Genomic DNA, 18,314 nt, shown 5'->3' on the forward strand with positions numbered 1-18,314 from the left:
CCCGATGCGGTAGTTTCGTGCTGCGCCGCGCGCTTACCGAGATGCCTCACTGCGAAGGGTCGATCGTGTCGAGATTGCCAGTAATCGTGCTCACCCGACTGTTCGCCGGCCTGCTGGTGCTCGCCGCGGTCGTCGTCGGGCCGTCCGCCACGCGGGCGATGGCCGCCGAGACGGTTGAGACCTATGTCGTGCAGGGCGCCATCAACGCCGACGGGTCGCTGAACGTCACCGCCACGATCACCTTCGATGGCGCCGCGCCGGCCGGCCTGGTGCAGAAGTTCGCCAACGCTCGGCAGGTGATCGGCGATCGCGAGTACGTCTACACGCTGCGTGACGTGAAGGCCACCATCGCCGACCAGCCGATCAACGCCACCGTCACCCAGCAAGACGGGCAGACGGTGGTCACCATGCCCACCCAGGGCGCCACCGCGCCCGTGGTGCTGAGCTACACCGTGCTCGGTGCGGCGATCAAAGAGCCCAGCGGCGAGACCACGGTGATGTGGCGGTTGCTGCAGGGTTTGAGCCTGCCGGTCAAGCAGTTCACCGCCACCCTCACCGTGCCCACCATGATTCAAGCGGTGCTGTGCAACGCGGGCCCGCCCGTGTCGCCGGGGGTCTGCACCTCGTGGGGCGGCGGTACCCACGAGTACCCAGACCCCACGTTCAGCGACGGCCCGCGCGGGGTGGGTGAAGTGGTCGAGGTGATCGTCCGCTTCCCCGAAGGTGCGGTGACCCCCAACGAGCAGATCCGCGACGTGTGGACGCTGGGCAAGGCCTTCTCGACCGCACCCCTGCCGCTGTCGCTGGCCCTCATTGCGTTGGTGCTGGGCGGCCTCGCGTTCTGGGCCGTGCACCGCCGCATGGGGCGCGACGCGGTCGGCGCCGGCCAATCGACACCGGTGGCCGAGTTCCACCCGGTGGGTGACGGCGAGGCCGAGTTCCGCGTGCTCGACGGGGTGCGTCCCGGCCAGGTGGGCACCCTGGTCGACGAGCGGGTCGACCCCGTGGACGTCACGGCGACCCTGATCGACCTCGCCGTGCGCGGGCACCTGCGGTTCACCGAACTGCCCAAGGAGTCGGCCTACGCCGTTCGCGAGTGGACGCTCTCGCGCCTAGCCGGTGGCGACGACCTGCTGCCCTACGAGCGCACCCTGCTCGACGCGGTCGCTCCCGAAGGCGGCGAGCCGGTGCTGCTGTCGCAGCTGCCCGAGGCCGTCGGGGCAGTGATCGTCACGGTGCAGAACGAGTTGTACGACGACGTGGTGAAGCTCGGCTGGTTCGCGCAGCGTCCTGATCAGACCCGCAACACGTGGTTCCGCATCGGCCTGGGCTGTGTGGTGGTCGCCGTGCTGGCCACCATCGGCCTCGCCGCGTTCACCGGGTTCGGCCTGCTCGGCCTCGCCCTGATCGCGGTGTCGCTGCTGGTGGTGTTCCTGGGCCAAGAGATGCCGGCGCGCACCGAGAAGGGTGTCGCGATGCTGAACGGTCTTGGCATGTTGCGGGCCGACCTGCTGGGCCAGCCGACCGACAGCATGCCGAAGGGGCAGGAGTTGGCGGAGTTGTCCGAGGTGCTGCCCTACGCGGTGGTGCTGGGCGGTTACGAGCGGTGGCTGCAGGCCCTGGCCGACGCCGACGGCGACCTCGACGCCGACTCCACCGACCTGAACTGGTACCACGCCCCCGACGACTGGCGGTTGTCAGACCTGCCGGCCTCGCTCGACCGACTGATCATCACCATTCAGGGCAAGCTCTTCAGCCGCTGAGCGCCGAAACCGGGGTTGACGCCGCGGCCAACACGGCTGCCTGCAGAATCACGTCGAGCGCCCTGTGCGCGGCCTGCGCTGCTGATGCGGGGTCGTCGGCGTGATCGACCAGCCACAGTGCGGCCTCGTTCATGGCGCCCGACAGATGCGCGGTCAAGGCGTCCAGCAGATCGTCCGGAACCCCCAGGTCGGCCACGCGTCGCACAGGTGGCGGCCGGAGTGTTGCGCGTCGAGCCTTCGCCACTGCTGCCAGCCGATCAGGGCCGGTGCGTCGACCAGCAGAACCTGGACGACTCCGGGTGCGGTGACGGCATCGAGAAAGGCGTGGCTGCCTGCCCGTAACCGGGCGAAGGGGTCGTCACCGGCCCCCACAGCGGCTGCCACGACGGCCTGTGAGACCTGGCTCTGCACGTGTTCGGCCACGGCGGCGAACAGCCCGGTGCGGCTGCCGTAGTGGTGGTACACCGCGCCGCGGGTGACGTTGGCCGCCCGGGCCACGTCATCGAGCGACACCTGCGCGTGCCCCCGATCGGCGTACAGGGTGACGGCGGCGGTGAGCACGCGCTGCGCGGTGGCGTCAGCGGCTGATGCGCGGGTCGTCGCAGCGCCCGACGGGGTGCTGCTCGACCTGATCGAGCAGGTCGAGCCCACTGCCGAGTTCGCCGACGCCTACGCGGCCGGCGCCGGGGGCAGCGACGAACCCGTTGGGCCACGCTGACATGACCCGCTGAGGTACGACTACGAGACGGCGAGCCCGGGGTAGAGCGGGTTGGCGTCAAGCAGCTCGGCGGACGCAGCCTTCGTGCGGTCGGCGACGCCGTCGGCCAGGGTGTATTTGGCCTTGCCAGGCGTGCCGGCCGCCGTCGTGGTGGCGGTGGTGTTGGCCAGCACGTCGACGATCAGCTCGGCGACCTTGTCGAACTCGTCGGCCCCGAAGCCGCGCGAGGTCAGGGCAGGGGTGCCGATGCGCACGCCGGTGGTGTACCAGGCCCCGTTGGGGTCGTTGGGCACCGAGTTGCGGTTGGTCACGATGCCCGAATCGAGCAGCGCCGACTCGGCCTGGCGTCCGGTGATGCCGAACGAGCCGGTGTCGATCAGCACCAGATGGTTGTCGGTGCCCCCGGTGACCAGGGTGGCGCCGCGCTTCAGCAGCCCCTCGGCCAGCACCTTGGCGTTGTCGGCCACCTTCGCGGCGTAGTCGCGGAAGGAGTCCGTCCGGGCCTCGGCGAAGGCGACCGCCTTGGCGGCCATGATGTGCGACAGCGGGCCGCCCAGCACCATCGGGCAGCCGCGGTCGACGCTCGGCGCGTACTCGGGGGTGGCCAGCACGAAACCGCCGCGCGGACCGCGCAACGACTTGTGTGTGGTCGAGGCCACCAGGTGGGCGTAGGGCACCGGATCCTCCTCGCCGGTGAACACCTTGCCCGCCACCAAGCCGGCGAAGTGCGCCATGTCGACGAACAGGGTGGCACCCACCTCGTCCGCGATCTCGCGCATCTTCGCAAAGTTCACCCGGCGCGGGTAGGCCGAATAGCCGGCGACCAGGATCAGCGGCTTGAACGCGCGCGCGTCGGCCAGCAGCTTGTCGTAGTCGATCAGCTGGGTCTCGGCGTTGGTGCCGTAGCTGCGCTGGTGAAACATCTTGCCCGAGATGTTCGGACGGAAACCGTGGGTCAGGTGACCGCCGACGTCCAGGCTCATGCCCATCACGCGCTGCTCGGCGAAGCTCTTGCGCAGGGTTTCCCAGTCGTCCTCGGACAGTTCGTTGACGTTCTTGGCACCCAGCCGCTCCAGTACGGGCGACTCCACCCGGTGCGCCAGAATCGACCAGTAGGCGACCAGGTTGGCGTCGATGCCCGAGTGCGGCTGCACGTAGGCGTACTCGGCGCCGAACAGCTCACGGGCGTGCTCGGCGGCCACCGATTCGACCGTGTCGACGTTCTGGCAACCCGCGTAGAAACGATGCCCGATGGTGCCCTCGGCGTACTTGTCGCTGAACCAGGTGCCCATCGTCATCAGCACCGGCAGCGAGGCGTAGTTCTCGCTGGCGATCAGCTTGAGCGAGGCCCGCTGGTCGGTCAGTTCGGCGCGGGTGGCGGCTGCGATACGCGGCTCGACCCCCTCGATGACTGACAAGACGTTGCGGTAGATGTCGGACGCGGTCGAACCGAGATCACTCACTGAGTGCTCCTTCGTGGGCTGGCTGAGGCTTCACTCTAGTGCTGTGTGCCGTGCTGCCGCCGCGCCCAGCCTATGCTGCCTGGTCATGCGATCGATCGACGGCGACGTGGCGACCGCCGCGCAGGCCGTTGTGGCGCTGGTGGCCGAAGGGCTCGGCGTGGAGCGAGGCCCGCTGGTGATCGGCATCGACGGGCCCAGCGGCTCGGGCAAGACGACGCTCGCGGACGCCGTGGCTGGGCACCTGCGCTGCCCCGTGGTGCACATGGACGACCTGTTCGCCGGCTGGGACGGTCTTGGGTCAGCGGCCCAGTTGCTGCACGACCAAGTGCTGCGGCCCTTGTCGCGGGGTGATTCCGGAGCGTACCGCCGGTGGGACTGGCACGCGTCCGAGTGGGCCGAAACTGTGCCGGTGCCCTGGGTTCCGGTGCTGGTGGTCGAGGGCTGCGCGAGCACGGTGCGTCCAGCGGGTGATCTGGTCACGGTACGGGTGTGGGTCGAGGCGGCGACGGACGTGCGCATGGCCCGCGGCCTCGAACGTGACGGCGAGGCGTTCCGGCCGCACTGGCAACGCTGGGCGGCGCAGGAGCGTGAGCTGTTCGGCGCCGACCACACCCGCGACCGCGCCGACCTCATCGTTCACATCTGACCGATTCGCGCGCACTGCGCGACCGCCGTCATCACTGGGCTTGCCGCGGGATCGCCGACCTGACGACGACGCGGCCGTCGGATTGCGTCCGATTCGACACCCGTCACCGCTCGCTGAGGTGAAAGACCCCTCGAGTCGGACGTAATCTCGCGGCCGTCAAGAGATCCCGGCATCCGCCGGGATGACGAAGACGGGGACCACCGACATCCGCCGGGATGACGAAGACGGGGACCACCGTCGTCCCGGGCTTGCCCCGGGATCTCCCACCCGGCCACCAAGCGGGAGTAGCTGACTCAGTTCGTGGAGGCGAGCAGCGCAGACGAGGCTGAAGCGGAGCGGCGGCGCCCCTGTCAGGGCGTGGTCGGGCGTTTGCGCACTGCGAGGCGCTAGCCGAGCAGTCCCGCAAGTGCGGGACAGGGGCGGACGCCGCTACGCGGCACCCAGACGCAACCACGGGAGTTGATAGAGGGCGGACGCCGCTACGCGGCACCAGACGCAACCACGGGGTTGATAACTGCAACAGGCAAGGGTTCTGGACAAGCGCGACCAACAGGGTCTCGACAAGCGCGACCGGCAGGCTTAGATCGCAGGCCCAGGAATCACGGGCTCGTCTGACTTCGGCTGGCGCGACTTCCACCATGCCACGGCGATCATGCCCACGATGATCGCGATCGACAGGTACCACAGCCATTGCCCGTAGGCGTTGATCAACTCGACCGCGGGTTCACCGATCTGCCAGCCCAGGTACATGTACAACCCCGAGCTGATCACCGACGAGATGAAGCTCACGATCAGAAACTTCGACAGCTTCGTGCCCGCCGCGCCGAGTGCCGCGTACACCACGGCGGCCGGCATCGGAATCGGCAGGTAGGTGACGAAGATCGCCCACGTCTCGTACTTGTGCGTGAACGCGATGGCCCGCTGGTTGCGTTTGCGCGCCCTCTCGGAGCGTCCTGACCACACCTCGATCAGGCCGTGGCCCCACAGTTTGCCGGCCCACCAGTAGATCCAGTCGAATTTCATCGCCATCAGGCTGCCCAGCACCAGCACCAGGGGCCACCAACGGTCACCGGTCGCGCCCAGCGCCCCGGTCATCACCAGTCCGGTGCGGTAGCCCAGCGACCCCAGCAGATGCGGCGCCAGGCCCAGCATCACCGGCCGCAGCGGCAGCAGAATCAGTCCGTACACCGAGGCGATGCCCATCCAGACCAGGCACGAAATGTCGGCCTTGGTCGGCTTGTGCTTCCAGGGCAGGCCGGGGTCGTCCCACCACTCGCGGGCGGCGGCATCGTCCGACTGTTGGCCCGGCGGTTGATCGGCGGGCTGGCCGTCGCCCGGGGTCGTACTCACCCTGCGGAGCCTACCCGTCCGTCGCAGCGACTCCGTGACTTGCCTTTCGGCGCAGCGGACGAAAGCCGCGGCGGCCACCCCATCGGCGCACGCGACACATTGTGTCCACAGATCAACGCCAGTTTTTGATGAAATCCCTTCGATCGTGCGACGATGGGCCTGTCGCGAGACCTCGCGGCACTGTTTCCACTACGGATCGTCGGGCACGTACCTGCCCGTGGAAAGGATTGTTGGCATGGCCACAGTGAGTTTCAAAGACGCGACTCGCGTCTACCCCGGTGCCGATCACCCCGCGGTTGACAAGCTCAACCTTGAAATCGGCGACGGCGAGTTCATGGTTCTGGTCGGCCCCTCGGGTTGTGGCAAGTCCACCTCGCTACGCATGCTGGCCGGCCTCGAAGAGGTGAACGCGGGCGCCATCTGGATCGGCGACCGCAACGTCACCGACCTGCCGCCCAAAGACCGCGATATCGCGATGGTGTTCCAGAACTACGCGCTCTACCCGCACATGACGGTCGGCGACAACATGGGCTTCGCCCTGAAGATGGCCGGCGTGCCGAAGACTGAGCGCGATCAGCGCGTCATGGAGGCCGCCCACCTGCTGGGCCTCGAGAGCTTCCTCAGCCGCAAGCCCAAGGCCCTCTCGGGTGGCCAGCGTCAGCGCGTCGCCATGGGCCGCGCCATCGTGCGTCAGCCGCAGGTGTTCCTGATGGACGAGCCGCTGTCGAACCTCGATGCCAAGCTGCGCGTTTCGACCCGCACCCAGATCGCCGCCCTGCAGACCCGCCTCGGCGTCACCACCGTCTACGTGACCCACGACCAGGTCGAGGCCATGACCATGGGTGACCGCGTCGCGGTGATGAAAGACGGCGTGCTGCAGCAGTGCGACAGCCCGCTGACCCTGTACGACAAGCCCGAGAACATCTTCGTGGCCGGCTTCATCGGCTCGCCCGCGATGAACCTGATCAGCGGCAACGTCAACGAGAACGGCGTCGTGGTGGGCGACTGGACGGTTCCGGTCGAGCGTTCGGTGCTGGCCAAGGCCAGCGGTGAAGACACCCTCACCATCGGCATCCGCCCCGAAGACCTCGAACTCGCCGATCACGGCATCGCCGTCGACGTGGCCGTGGTCGAAGAGCTGGGCGCCGACGCCTACACCTACGGCACCCTGTCGGGCCTGAGCGAAGACGAGAAGCTGTCGGCTCCGCAGATCGTGGCGCGCCTCCGCGGACGCACTCCGCCCGAGCGTGGCACCACCGTCCGCTTCGCGGCCGGCGAGGGTCACACTCTGCACGTGTTCAGCAACAAGACCGGCGACCGCCTGTCCTGATCGATCGACGCGAATGCCCCGGGCCTCACGCCCGGGGCATTCGCATGTGCGCGACGTGGTGACCTCAGCGGCGTTCGACCCGACCACGGCGTCCACCGCGGTGCGTGGGCTGGTCGAGGTCGTCGATCGACGCGACTCCGTCTGATCTGCGATCAGGCGAGATGCTTGCGCTTTGTGCCCAGGCGACCGGTGACCCGGCGTTAACGACCTGCGATTGCGTGGTTTCGGTGCCGGAAGTGCCCGCTCGCCGAGGGTGTCCGGCATTGTCGGACGGGGCTGGCAGAATGTAGCCATGCCCCGCATTCTGTCGGCGAAGCCAGATTCCCGGCTCATTCCGCTGCCCTGGCAAACGCCGTTGGCACAGTGGCCTGAAGACCATCTGGTCGCCCTGCCGCGAGGCATCTCGCGTCACGTCGTCCGGTTCATCAAGGTGGGCAACGACGTCTACGCGGCCAAAGAGGTCATCGAAACCGCGGCCGTGCACGAGTACCGCATGCTGCAAGACCTGGCGCGTGAAGACACCCCTGCGGTCGAGCCGCTGGCCGTGATCACCGACCGGCGCAGTGTCGACGGCGAACCGCTCGACCCGGTGGTGATCACCCGGCACCTCGACTTCTCGCTGCCGTATCGGTCGCTGTTCAGCCAGGGGGTCAGGCCCGACACGGTGAACCGCCTGCTCGACGCCATGGTGGTGCTGCTCGCCCGGCTGCATCTGATCGGGTTCCTGTGGCTCGACGTGTCGCTGTCGAACATTCTTTTCCGGCGCGACGCGGGCGAGTTCGCCGCCTACCTGGTCGACGCCGAAACCGCTGAGTGGCACGAAGAGCTCAGTGAGGGGCAGCGCGAGCATGACCTGATGATTGCCACCACCAACCTGTTCGGCGAGTTCAGCGACCTCGAGGCGGGTCAACTGCTCGACGAGTCGCTCGACCCGCTGGTGCTGGTCGACACCATCACCAGCCGTTACCGCGACCTCTGGGCCGAACTCACCGGGGTCGAAGAGTTCGCCGGCACCGAGCTCGACCGCATCGAGAGCCGGGTGCGCCGGCTCAACGCGCTCGGCTTCGACGTGGCCGAACTCGACATCACCACCTCGGCGGACGGCTCCCGCGTGCGCATTCAGCCCAAGGTCGTCGACGCGGGTCACCACACCCGCCGGCTGTTGCGGCTCACCGGGCTCGACGTCGAAGAGAACCAGGCCCGCCGGTTGCTCAACGACCTCGACACCTTTCGGTTTCGCACCAACCAGCAGGGTGTCGACGAGGCTCTGGTGGCGCACCAGTGGCTCACCCAGAGCTTCGAGCCGGTGGTCACGGCGGTTCCGGCGCACCTGCGCGGCAAGCGCGACGCGGCACAGATCTTTCACGAGGTGCTCGACTACCGCTGGTACGCCTCGCAGCGCGAGAACCGCGACGTGCCGCTGATCGACGCCACCCACGGCTACGTGCGCGACGTGCTCGAAGGGCTGCCCGACGAGGCGATGAACAGCCGTCCGCTCAGTGAGGGCAGCAGGCAGTTGGCCAACCCGTTCGACCCGTCGCAGGGTTACCTCGATGAAGACGGTGCGATGCCTGACGATCCGTGGGAACTCGAAGCCGAAGACGTTCCCGAACCCACCGGCGTGCTCGACATCGCGGCATTGCGCCGAGGCAAGGGCTGACGTTTCTTCGGTGATCGGGCTGGTCGTGACCCCTGCGTCCGGTCACCCCGCCCGCCCCGATACAATCGGCCGGTGAGTTTTCACCTGTACGACAGCCTGCGGCGCGAGATCGTCGCGTTCCAGCCCCTGGAGCCCGGACGGGTGTCGATCTACGTCTGCGGCCCCACCGTGCAGTCGGCCCCGCACCTGGGGCACATGCGCAGCCGGGTGAACTTCGACGTGCTGCGGCGGTGGCTCGCCCACACCGGGCACGAGGTCACGCTGATCAGCAACGTCACCGACATCGACGACAAGATTCTGGCCAAGGCCGAGGCGGCGGGGCGTCCCTGGTGGGCGCACGCGTTCATCTTCGAGGCGGCCTTCGACGCCGCCTATCGGGCGTTGGGCGTGCCCGCGGCCACCTACGAGCCGCGCGCCACCGGTCACATTCCCGAAATGATCGCGCTGATCGCCGACCTGATCGAACGCGGCCACGCCTACGCGGCACCCGACGGTTCGGGCGACGTGTACTTCGACGTGGCGTCGTGGCCCGGCTACGGCTCGTTGACCGGGCAGAAGGTCGCCGACATGGAGCCGGCCGACGACGCGGAGCCTCGCGGAAAGCGTGACCCGCGCGACTTCGCGCTGTGGAAGGGCTACAAGGCCGGCGAACCCGAAACGGCCTCGTGGCAAAGCCCATGGGGTCGGGGGCGTCCGGGGTGGCACATCGAGTGCTCGGCGATGGCGGGCAAGTACCTGGGCGACAGCTTCGACATTCACGGCGGCGGGCTCGACCTGCGCTTTCCGCACCACGAGAACGAACTGGCGCAGTCGCAGGCAGCCGGACGGCCGTTCGCCCGGTACTGGATGCATCACGCCTGGGTGACCATGGCGGGCGAGAAGATGTCGAAGTCGCTGGGCAACACCGCCGACGTCACCGCCGCGGTCACCACCTACGGCGGCCGGGCCGTCCGGCTGTGGCTGGCTGGGCCGCACTATCGCTCGGCGATCGAACTCAGCGAGGCGGCGCTGGCCGAAGCGGCGGCACAACTGGCCCGCATCGACAGCTTCGTCGACCGGGCCGCGTCGGTGCTCGGTGCGCCCACTGGGGCCGCCGACCTGCCCGACGCCTTCGTCGCGGCGATGAACGACGACCTGGGCACACCGAGCGCGCTGGCGACCCTGTTCACCACGGTGCGTGACGGCAACGCTGCGCTGGGGGCGGGCGACCGCGCTGCGGCCGAGCAGGCCAGGGCGAGTGTGCTGGCCATGTTGCACGTGTTCGGGCTGCGGGCGGACGCGCCCGAGTGGGCCGGCGACGCCGGTGCCGACGACCTCACCCCCGTTGTCGACGGCCTGGTCGGCGCCCTGCTGGAGCAGCGCGCCCAGGCCCGCGCCCGCAAGGACTGGCCCGCCGCCGACGCCGTCCGTGACACCCTGGCCGGCCTCGGTCTGAAGGTCGAGGACACCCCGAACGGTCCCCGCTGGAGCTTGGAGAACTGATGCCCGGAAACTCATCTCGTCAGGGTGCCGTCCGCAAGCGTGGCAAGGGCACCGGCAGCGGCAACACCGCCGGTTCGGGCGGTCGCGTGCGCCGTGGGCTCGAAGGCAAAGGCCCGACACCCAAGGCCGAGGATCGTCCCTACCACAAGGCGTATCGCAAGCGTGGGCCGAACGAACCCGGCCAAACCCAGGCCGGGCAGGGCCGCGGCAAGCCGCGTCGCGACACGCCACGCGCGGACGACGACTGGGTGTTCGGGCGCAACCCGGTGCTCGAGGCGCTGCAGGCCGGCCTGCCGGTCAAGCGCGCCTACGTGGCCGACGGGGTCGAGCGCGACGACCGGTTGCGCGACATTCTCAAGTACGCCGCCGACCACGGCATCGCGCTGCTGGCCGCCACCCGCGCCGAACTCGACAAGCTCACCGGCGGCGGCGTGCACCAGGGGGTGGCGCTGCAGTTGCCGCCCTTCGAGTACGCGCACCCCGACGACCTGCTGGCCGAGGCGTTGGACGCTCCCGACCCGGCGCTGGTGATCGCTTGCGACCAGGTCACCGACCCCCGCAACCTGGGCGCGATCATTCGCTCGGCAGCGGCTTTCGGAGCTGCTGGGGTGATCATTCCCGAGCGGCGATCGGCTCAGGTGACGGCCGCGGCCTGGAAGACGTCAGCGGGCGCCGCGGCCCGCATTCCGGTGGCGCGTGCCACCAACCTGAACCGGGCGCTGAAGCAGTACGCGGACGCCGGCTTCGTCGTGGCCGGGCTGGCCGGTGAGGCCGATCTCGACGTCAGCGGCATTCCGGGCGTGGACGGCCCCGTCCTGCTCGTGGTCGGCTCCGAGGGTGAGGGCCTGTCGCGGCTCGTCCGTGACAACTGCGACGTGCTGGTGTCGATTCCGATCGACTCCGACGTCGAGTCGCTGAACGCGTCGGTGGCGGCGAGCATCGCGCTATATGAGGTCACCCGCTGCCGCGGCTGACCTCCTGGTGGGCGAACCGGGCCGGCAAGCCGTCCCGTTTCTTGACATGAGGTCACCCGCTGCCGCGGCTGATTGAGCAAGCCAACGTAGCTGCCTTTGTGACACCCAACTGCCCGCACGCAGGCAGTTACGTGTCACAAAGGCAGTTACGTTGCTGATGGCGCCGCTGCGCATCGGCTCGACCTGGGACGGTGCTCACACGTCGACTCAGCCTGCCGACAACACCGCCACCACGAAGTTCGCCTGGTCGGTGAACGGCCGCAGGTCCCACGTGGCGAAGGTCTGCTCGCGCGTCAACCCCACCGCGTCGACGTCGGAGAAGAAGTCATCGAAGTCGTAGCCGCGGCCCGCGCCGAAGCCCACCACGCCCCGTCCGGCAGGGGCCAGCCGGTCGCGAAAGCCCGCAAGCACCGGGCGCCGGGTGGCCGGGTGCAGAAACCCCATGACGTTGCCGGCGCACAGGATGGCGTCGAAGGTCTGCGGCCCGTCGGACGGCAGTTCGAAGCCCGCGAGATCGCCGACGACGTAGTCAGGTCCGGGTTCGGCCCGCCGGGCTTCGGCGATCAAAGCGGGGTCGAGGTCGACGCCGACCACCCGATGGCCAGCCCGGTGCAGGTACCCGCAATGCCTGCCGGGGCCGCAACCGGCGTCCAGAATCGTCGACCCGCGCCCAACGATGGCGTCGATCAGCCGCGCCTCGCCCACCAGATCGGCGCCCTGGGCGGCAAGCATGGCGAAGCGGTCGATGTAGCGCTGGGAATGGCCCGGATCACGGGCGATGATCGTCGCCCACTGGCTCTGCCCGGCGGGCGGTTGTGCGGTCACGAGCCTCCGACAGGAATCGAACCCGCGACCATCCGCTTACAAGGCGGGCGCTCTACCAACTGAGCTACGGAGGCAACGCCCGGTCAGCCCGGGCCTGCACCATTGTGCCGTACCCGGCACAGTCGTTCGCACACCGCACCGCTCAGCGAATGCCGGACGACGTGCCGTACACCTCAGCCGAACCGGTCGCGAACACATCCTGTTCGTCGGCCGACAGAAAGGCCGCGTGCCCGCGGGCCAGCGGCAGGCTGGTGTGGCCGTCATCGAGCACGCACTCGCCGGAAACCGCCAACAGAATGCGCGCCGAACCTCGGCCCGGCACCCTGATGGGCCCGGACGACTCGTCAACGATCATGCGCCAGGCCTCGAACTCGCTGCATGGGGTCTGGTATTTCAGCACGCCGGTGCGGGTCAGGGTGGGGTGCAGGATCTCGGGCAGCCACGGATTGAAGTCGACCACGGTGATCAGCTCGCCCACGTCGATGTGCTTGCTGGTCAGCCCACCGCGAATGACGTTGTCGGAGTTCGCCATCACCTCGACTCCGGTGCCGCTCAGGTGAGCGTGCATCATGCCGGCGGGTACGAACAGAGCCTCGCCCGGCTGCAGCCGCAGCCGGTTCATCAGCAGTGCGGCCAGAATGCCAGGGTCGGCAGGAAACACGGCGTCGAGCTCGAGGGCGGTTCGGGCGAACTCACCGACCGGGTCGTCGTCGTAGCGGTGGTGCATGGCCGCCGCCACCGTTTCGTCGATGAGGTGCCTGCGCTCATCACCCAGGCTGAGCACATCGAGAAACACCTCGGCCATCGCCGCCGGGCCCTTGCGTTCGGTGAGCGGCCCGATCACCGAGTAGAGCGGTTCGGCCACGCCCAGGGCGGCGAACAACTCCGCCGTCTGGTGGGGATCGCGAAAACCGGCCAGGCTGTCGAACGGTTCCAGCGCGATGAGAATCTCGGGCTTGGGCCAACTGTCTTTGTAGGTGCGCTCAGGGGCGTCGAGCGGGGTGCCGGCCCGCGATTCGCGCGCGAACCCCTCGATGGCCTGTTCGCGTGAGGGGTGCGCCTGGATCGACAGGGCGTGCCGCGCCGACAGCAGCTTCATCAGGTACGGCAGGTGTTCGCCGAACGCCGCCCGGCTGCGATCACCCAGTACGCCCGGGGCTGCGTCGATGTGCTCGCTCAGCGTGCCGGTGCCCAGCAGCGAGGGTGACGAGGCGTGCGCGCCGAGCCAGTACTCGGCCATGGGGCGTCCGTCGTCAGGCTGGCCGAGAATCGCCGGAATGGCGTCGGTGGTGCCCCACGCGTACCGCTGAACGGTGCCGACGAGCGGCTGCATAACGTGTCCTATCGATGGGGTGCGCCGCGCTCACGTGCCGCGCCGCCACCTCACTGTAGCCGACCCCATGAGCCCCCTTCGGTGGACGATCGAACTCGCGCCGGCGAATGACAGCGGTGTGATTTCAACCTAGAATGGGCGGCATGTCCGACCCCGTGAGCCGTCCGGAAGCGGCGCTCGACGAGCGCTCCGCAGCCATTCTGGAGTTCGAGAAGCACTGGTGGTCGTTCGCCGGCACCAAAGAGGCCGAGATTCGCGAGCGCTTCGACCTGTCGGCTCCTCGCTACTACCAACTGCTCAACGACCTGATCGACACCCCGGCCGCACTGGCGCACGACCCGCTGCTGGTCAAGCGGCTGCGTCGCCAGCGCGCCACCCGTCAGAAAGAGCGCTCCGCCAAGCGGCTGGGTTTCTCGATCAAGGTCTGAAGCCGCCCGCGCAGTCGCTTGAACCCGATGTTCGTGATCGGGGCCTCGCGGTAGCCGCCGCGCACCAGACCTGCGTTGCGCTCGAAGAAGTTGGCCGACGCCAGATCGCCGGTGCGTAGCCACGACCAGCCGGCGGCCAGTGCGTACAGCGGCAGAAACGGCAGGCCGCCGCACCAGAAGTACTGCCAGGCGTGGGCGCTCTCATGGTCCATCACGTGGGGCTCGCGCGCGGTGAGCGACTCGAAGTCGGTGCTGGTCAGAATCACGTTACCCACCGTGAACGCGCCCGCACGTGATGGAAAGTTCAACCGGTAGCCCTCGGCGAGCAGCAGCCCCTGGGGGCCGGGGCGCAGCCGGGCCCGACCCAGCCGGGCCGCGGTGAGGCCGAGCGCCGACGACAGGTTCATCAGGTTGCCGACCTGCCGCACCCGCTGGGCCCGGGTCAGCGGTACCTGTTGAGACGTCGCCATGTGGTCAAGTCTGCTCCCGGCTCACCAACCGCCGCCACCACCGCCGCCCATGCCGCCGCCGGACGACCCACCACCCGACGAGCCGGACGAACTGGACGAGCTCCACGAGCTGGACGATCCGCCGCCCGAACCCCACGAGCCGCCGCGATCGTCGTCGCGCGAGCTGGCCCACGAGTCGAAGCCCTGGCCGAGGGCCTGGCCGGCGTGCGACACCCAACCGTCGCCCCAGGCTGGGCGGGAGTCCCAGAAGCTCTGGGTGCCGTGGCGCCGGTGCTCGAAGTCACGCCGATAGTCAGGGCTGTCGGCCCACGCCGCAGCCAGCGCGAGCGCCCAGGGCTGACCTTCGGGCTTGTCGGGTCGTTCGGGTTTCAGGTCGTAGAGGTCACCGAGGGCCTGCCGCCAGGTGTTCTCGACACCGAAGATGATCGCGTAGGGCAACAGCGGTTCGTACAGGTCCACCAGGCTCGTGTCATCGGGCCCGGTCAGGCGCGGGGCGTCCACGGCGTTCTGCATCCAGGCGATGCGGTCGGCCTCGGCCATCGTGACGAACCGGTGCAGCCCGGCCAGGTGATCGGCCAGGGCACTGCCCTGGTCGGTCAGGCCGCCGAGCGTGGGGTAGTAGTGCGCCATGGCGACCAGCAGCACCACAGCCAGACTTCCCAGGCCGAGGAACGGCCAGGCCAGGCCGCTCAGGCCGAGGGCGAGCTGCCACCAGCCGAACCCGATCAGCCCGAGGTAACCCACCCAGAACAGGGTGGTGCCCAGCCAACTCTCGCGGCGCAGGCCGCTCTGGCGCAGCAGCTGCCACCGCTCGGCCGAAGCGCCCGCGACGTCACGTTCGCCGACGCTGGCGAGCGCGACCGAGCGGGTACCGCCGAACAGGGCCGTGCAGATCGACCGGACGCTTCCGTCGATGTCGTGGGGGTCACCCAACTGCACCCGTAGCTCGCCGGCCTTGGCCAGGTCGGCTCGGCCGAGTCGCGAGCGGGGCTGGGGGGCGGTGCCGACGGGCACCCCGTCGGCGGTGATGGTGGCGTGCCCGTCGAGCACCAGTTGGGTGAGTTGTGCGGCGGCGCCGCGTTCGGGCAAGCCCAGAAAGTCGGCCGCCAGAATCGGCGGCACACCGGGCGCTGTGTACTGAATCGGAGCATCCTCGCGCAGCAGCAGGTTGCCCAGCCGCCGTGCTCGTACGACCAGGGCCAGGCCCAGTAGCAGCGCCGCGACCACCGGCATGGCGGCCAATCCCCACCAGCCGAAGCCGGTCAACGGTGCCGGCACGGTTTGTTGCACGGTGCCCGGCACGAAGCCGACCGCGATGGTCATCGACTCGCGCGGAGCCAACGACACCGACTCGGTGCTGATCGCGTTACCGGTGCGTGCGATGCCGCAGCGCGCGGTCGAACCGGCCGGGCCGCGGTAGCAGGCCTGTTCGCCCAGCAGGCTGCCGGCCAGGTCGGGGGGCACGTTGACGGTAGCCTGCACCCGGTCGAACCGCTGCTGCCACCCGGTGCCGTTCACGTCGAGGTAGATCTCTTGCCGGTCACGCGCCTGCACCATGGCCCGCGTGATCGTGTAGCTGATCACATAGTCGACTCGTCCGTAGACGTAGGTGCCGGCGCTGCCGATGCGCAGGGTGATGTCGCCGTCGTCCTCGGTACGCCTGGTGAAGGGCATCGACGTGCCACTGGGGTCGGTGACCCGAAAGTTCGACAGGCCGATGTCGGTGCTGCCGAAGCGGGCGTCCAGTCGGCGTTCGATGCCGCGGTTGGTGTAGCGGTTGGGAAAGTTGGCGGTGATGCGCTCGGTGACGTCGAGTGCGAGCCCGTCGCCGCTGCGGCGGGCGTCATAAGTGGCGACGAAGCTGCTGATGGTGAATTGGTTGGTGCGCGAAACGGGCCCGGCGTCGGCCCGAAAAGCGTCCACCACCATCGGCACGATCATCAGCAACAGCCAACACAGCGGGTACGCGATCCAGCGTGAGACGCGAGCGAACACGTGCTCAGGGTAGGCGAAACAGGTCTCGAAACCGTTTGCACTCGACAGGGTCGAGTGCTAAACATGTATTAGCACTCTCACTATGAGAGTGCCACCCGGTCAGCCGGTGAGGCCCCCAGGGGCCGTCCGTCGCGGGCATCGACGCTGACCGTCGAACCAGACCAACCGTGGGCCGCTGCCCACCGATGCGAAGGATTGCCTGTACCGATGGCAAAACTGATCGAATTCAACATTGAGGCGCGCCGCGGCCTCGAGCGGGGCATGAACGTCCTCGCCGACGCGGTGAAGGTGACGCTCGGCCCCAAGGGCCGCAACGTCGTGCTGGAAAAGAAGTGGGGCGCCCCCACCATCACCAACGACGGCGTCAGCATCGCCAAAGAGATCGAACTGGAAGACCCCTACGAGAAGATCGGCGCCGAGCTGGTCAAAGAGGTCGCCAAGAAGACCGACGACGTCGCCGGCGACGGCACCACCACTGCGACCGTACTGGCCCAGGCCATGGTGCGCGAGGGGCTGCGTAACGTTACCGCCGGTGCCAACCCGATGGGCCTGAAGAAGGGCATCGAGAAGGCTGTCGCCGCCATCGTCGAGTCGCTGGCCGCGCAGGCCACCGACGTCGAGACCAAAGAGCAGATCGCTGCGACCGCGTCGATCTCGGCCGCCGACTCCACCGTCGGCGAGATCATCGCCGAGGCGATGGACAAGGTCGGCAAAGAGGGCGTGATCACGGTCGAGGAGTCCAACACCTTCGGGCTGGACCTCGAGCTGACCGAGGGCATGCGCTTCGACAAGGGCTACATCTCGCCCTACTTCGTCACCGACCCCGAGCGTATGGAGGCCGTCCTGGACGACCCCTACGTGCTGATCGCGAACAGCAAGATCAGCTCGCTGAAGGACCTGCTGCCGGTGCTCGAGAAGGTCATGCAGAGCGGCAAGCCGCTGCTGGTGATCGCCGAAGACACTGACGGCGAGGCGCTGGCCGGACTGATCGTCAACAAGATCCGCGGCACCTTCAAGTCGGTGGCCGTGAAGGCTCCCGGCTTCGGTGATCGCCGCAAGGCCATGCTCACCGACATCGCCATCCTGACCGGCGGTCAGGTCATCTCCGAGGAGGTCGGCCTCAAGCTGGACGCCGTCACCCTGGAGCTGCTCGGCCGGGCGCGTTCCGTCCTGGTCACCAAGGACGAGACGACCATCATCGAGGGTGCCGGCGACTCCGACCAGATCGCCGGCCGGGTGTCGCAGATCCGCAAAGAGATCGAGAACTCCGACTCCGACTACGACCGCGAGAAGCTGCAGGAGCGGCTGGCCAAGCTGGCCGGCGGCGTCGCGGTGATCAAGGTCGGCGCGGCCACCGAGGTCGAGCTGAAGGAGCGCAAGCACCGCATCGAGGACGCCGTTCGCAACGCGAAGGCGGCCGTCGAAGAGGGCATCGTCGCCGGTGGCGGCGTGGCGCTGCTGCAGGCGGCCAAGCAGGTAGCGCTCGACGACCTGTCCGGTGACGAGGCCGTCGGGGCGCAGATCGTGCTCGGCGCGTGCTCGGCTCCGCTGAAGCAGATCGCGTCGAACGCCGGCCTCGAGGGCGGCGTGGTGGCCGAGAAGGTGAGTCACCTGCCCGCCGGCGAGGGTCTCAACGCTGCCACCGGTGAGTACGTGAACATGCTCGACGCGGGCATCATCGATCCGGCCAAGGTGACCCGCTCGGCGCTGCAGAACGCGGCGTCCATCGCGGCGCTGTTCCTCACCACCGAGGCCGTCATCGCCGACAAGCCCGAGAAGGCTCCGGCCATGCCGGCCGGCGGCGACGGCGGCATGGGCGGCATGGACTTCTGAGTTCAGCCACTCCCGCAGTACCCAAGGGGTCGGACGCTTCGGCG

General features: G+C 68.7%; 17 protein-coding genes and 1 tRNA gene. 9 read left to right on the plus strand and 9 right to left on the minus strand.

Annotated elements, in window-relative coordinates:
- Positions 1 to 65 precede the first annotated feature (65 nt).
- The gene (locus MPLG2_RS17355; RefSeq protein ID WP_158681313.1) at positions 66 to 1,763 is read left to right on the plus strand and encodes a DUF2207 family protein; all 1,698 of its coding nucleotides are present in this window, start codon (positions 66 to 68) and stop codon (positions 1,761 to 1,763) included.
- Here MPLG2_RS17355 and MPLG2_RS19165 read toward each other — a convergent pair.
- Both MPLG2_RS19165 and MPLG2_RS19170 read right to left on the minus strand, forming a co-directional pair.
- Positions 1,753 to 1,920, minus strand: a complete 168-nt coding sequence (locus tag MPLG2_RS19165) for a hypothetical protein (RefSeq protein WP_197710008.1) — start codon at positions 1,918 to 1,920, stop codon at positions 1,753 to 1,755. The genes MPLG2_RS17355 and MPLG2_RS19165 overlap by 11 nt on opposite strands.
- Positions 1,917 to 2,324 (minus strand): TetR/AcrR family transcriptional regulator, encoded by a 408-nt coding sequence (locus MPLG2_RS19170; protein ID WP_197710009.1) that lies wholly within the window; start codon positions 2,322 to 2,324, stop codon positions 1,917 to 1,919. The genes MPLG2_RS19165 and MPLG2_RS19170 overlap by 4 nt, the downstream gene beginning before the upstream one ends.
- Here MPLG2_RS19170 and MPLG2_RS18760 point away from each other — a divergent pair.
- The gene (locus tag MPLG2_RS18760) at positions 2,317 to 2,481 is read left to right on the plus strand and encodes a hypothetical protein (RefSeq protein ID WP_162497165.1); all 165 of its coding nucleotides are present in this window, start codon (positions 2,317 to 2,319) and stop codon (positions 2,479 to 2,481) included. The two genes, MPLG2_RS19170 and MPLG2_RS18760, sit on opposite strands and share 8 nt — an antisense overlap.
- 20 nt (positions 2,482 to 2,501) lie before the next feature.
- Here MPLG2_RS18760 and MPLG2_RS17365 read toward each other — a convergent pair whose 3' ends face one another.
- Positions 2,502 to 3,944: a glycine hydroxymethyltransferase gene (locus MPLG2_RS17365; protein ID WP_105187236.1), complete on the minus strand. Its 1,443-nt coding sequence runs from the start codon at positions 3,942 to 3,944 to the stop codon at positions 2,502 to 2,504.
- Positions 3,945 to 4,029: 85 nt separating this feature from the next.
- Between MPLG2_RS17365 and MPLG2_RS17370 the strand changes: the two genes are divergently transcribed.
- Positions 4,030 to 4,590 carry a nucleoside/nucleotide kinase family protein gene (locus MPLG2_RS17370; RefSeq protein WP_231935711.1) on the plus strand — a complete coding sequence of 187 codons (561 nt, stop codon included), beginning with the start codon at positions 4,030 to 4,032 and terminating at the stop codon, positions 4,588 to 4,590.
- Between the two features lie 579 nt (positions 4,591 to 5,169).
- Here the strand turns inward: MPLG2_RS17370 and MPLG2_RS17375 are convergent.
- Positions 5,170 to 5,940: a DedA family protein gene (locus MPLG2_RS17375; RefSeq protein ID WP_105187237.1), complete on the minus strand. Its 771-nt coding sequence runs from the start codon at positions 5,938 to 5,940 to the stop codon at positions 5,170 to 5,172.
- Positions 5,941 to 6,175: 235 nt separating this feature from the next.
- On the opposite strand from MPLG2_RS17375, the gene MPLG2_RS17380 reads away from it, so the two are divergent.
- From MPLG2_RS17380 to rlmB, 4 genes are all read left to right on the plus strand, one after another.
- A complete protein-coding gene (locus MPLG2_RS17380) occupies positions 6,176 to 7,270 on the plus strand; it encodes an ABC transporter ATP-binding protein (protein WP_105187238.1) in 1,095 nt (364 codons plus the stop codon).
- A 292-nt stretch (positions 7,271 to 7,562) separates the two neighbouring features.
- Positions 7,563 to 8,930 (plus strand): DUF4032 domain-containing protein, encoded by a 1,368-nt coding sequence (locus MPLG2_RS17385; protein WP_105187239.1) that lies wholly within the window; start codon positions 7,563 to 7,565, stop codon positions 8,928 to 8,930.
- 72 nt (positions 8,931 to 9,002) lie between these two features.
- Complete coding sequence (cysS, locus tag MPLG2_RS17390; RefSeq protein WP_105187240.1) at positions 9,003 to 10,412, plus strand: cysteine--tRNA ligase; 1,410 nt, start codon at positions 9,003 to 9,005, stop codon at positions 10,410 to 10,412.
- Positions 10,412 to 11,386 carry a 23S rRNA (guanosine(2251)-2'-O)-methyltransferase RlmB gene (rlmB, locus tag MPLG2_RS17395; RefSeq protein WP_105187241.1) on the plus strand — a complete coding sequence of 325 codons (975 nt, stop codon included), beginning with the start codon at positions 10,412 to 10,414 and terminating at the stop codon, positions 11,384 to 11,386. The genes cysS and rlmB overlap by 1 nt, the downstream gene beginning before the upstream one ends.
- A gap of 207 nt (positions 11,387 to 11,593) precedes the next feature.
- Here the strand turns inward: rlmB and MPLG2_RS17400 are convergent, their stop codons facing one another.
- From MPLG2_RS17400 to manA, 3 genes are all read right to left on the minus strand, one after another.
- Positions 11,594 to 12,211, minus strand: a complete 618-nt coding sequence (locus tag MPLG2_RS17400) for a class I SAM-dependent methyltransferase (RefSeq protein WP_105187242.1) — start codon at positions 12,209 to 12,211, stop codon at positions 11,594 to 11,596.
- Position 12,212: 1 nt separating this feature from the next.
- Positions 12,213 to 12,285, minus strand: a tRNA-Thr gene (locus MPLG2_RS17405).
- Between the two features lie 68 nt (positions 12,286 to 12,353).
- A complete protein-coding gene (manA, locus tag MPLG2_RS17410; RefSeq protein WP_105187243.1) occupies positions 12,354 to 13,544 on the minus strand; it encodes a mannose-6-phosphate isomerase, class I in 1,191 nt (396 codons plus the stop codon).
- Between the two features lie 134 nt (positions 13,545 to 13,678).
- Between manA and MPLG2_RS17415 the strand changes: the two genes are divergently transcribed.
- Positions 13,679 to 13,972 carry a DUF3263 domain-containing protein gene (locus MPLG2_RS17415; protein ID WP_105187244.1) on the plus strand — a complete coding sequence of 98 codons (294 nt, stop codon included), beginning with the start codon at positions 13,679 to 13,681 and terminating at the stop codon, positions 13,970 to 13,972.
- Here MPLG2_RS17415 and MPLG2_RS17420 read toward each other — a convergent pair.
- Together MPLG2_RS17420 and MPLG2_RS17425 are read right to left on the minus strand one after the other, a co-directional pair.
- Entirely contained in the window at positions 13,924 to 14,442 is a 519-nt protein-coding gene (locus tag MPLG2_RS17420) for a hypothetical protein (protein ID WP_105187245.1), read from the minus strand. The two genes, MPLG2_RS17415 and MPLG2_RS17420, sit on opposite strands and share 49 nt — an antisense overlap.
- A gap of 21 nt (positions 14,443 to 14,463) precedes the next feature.
- Entirely contained in the window at positions 14,464 to 16,437 is a 1,974-nt protein-coding gene (locus MPLG2_RS17425; RefSeq protein WP_158681314.1) for a DUF2207 domain-containing protein, read from the minus strand.
- 207 nt (positions 16,438 to 16,644) lie between these two features.
- Here MPLG2_RS17425 and groL point away from each other — a divergent pair, with 207 nt between their 5' ends.
- Positions 16,645 to 18,270: a chaperonin GroEL gene (gene groL / locus MPLG2_RS17430; RefSeq protein ID WP_105187246.1), complete on the plus strand. Its 1,626-nt coding sequence runs from the start codon at positions 16,645 to 16,647 to the stop codon at positions 18,268 to 18,270.
- Positions 18,271 to 18,314 lie beyond the last annotated feature (44 nt).

It is taken from the genome of Micropruina glycogenica (assembly GCF_900289045.1).
Lineage (GTDB): Bacteria > Actinomycetota > Actinomycetes > Propionibacteriales > Propionibacteriaceae > Micropruina > Micropruina glycogenica.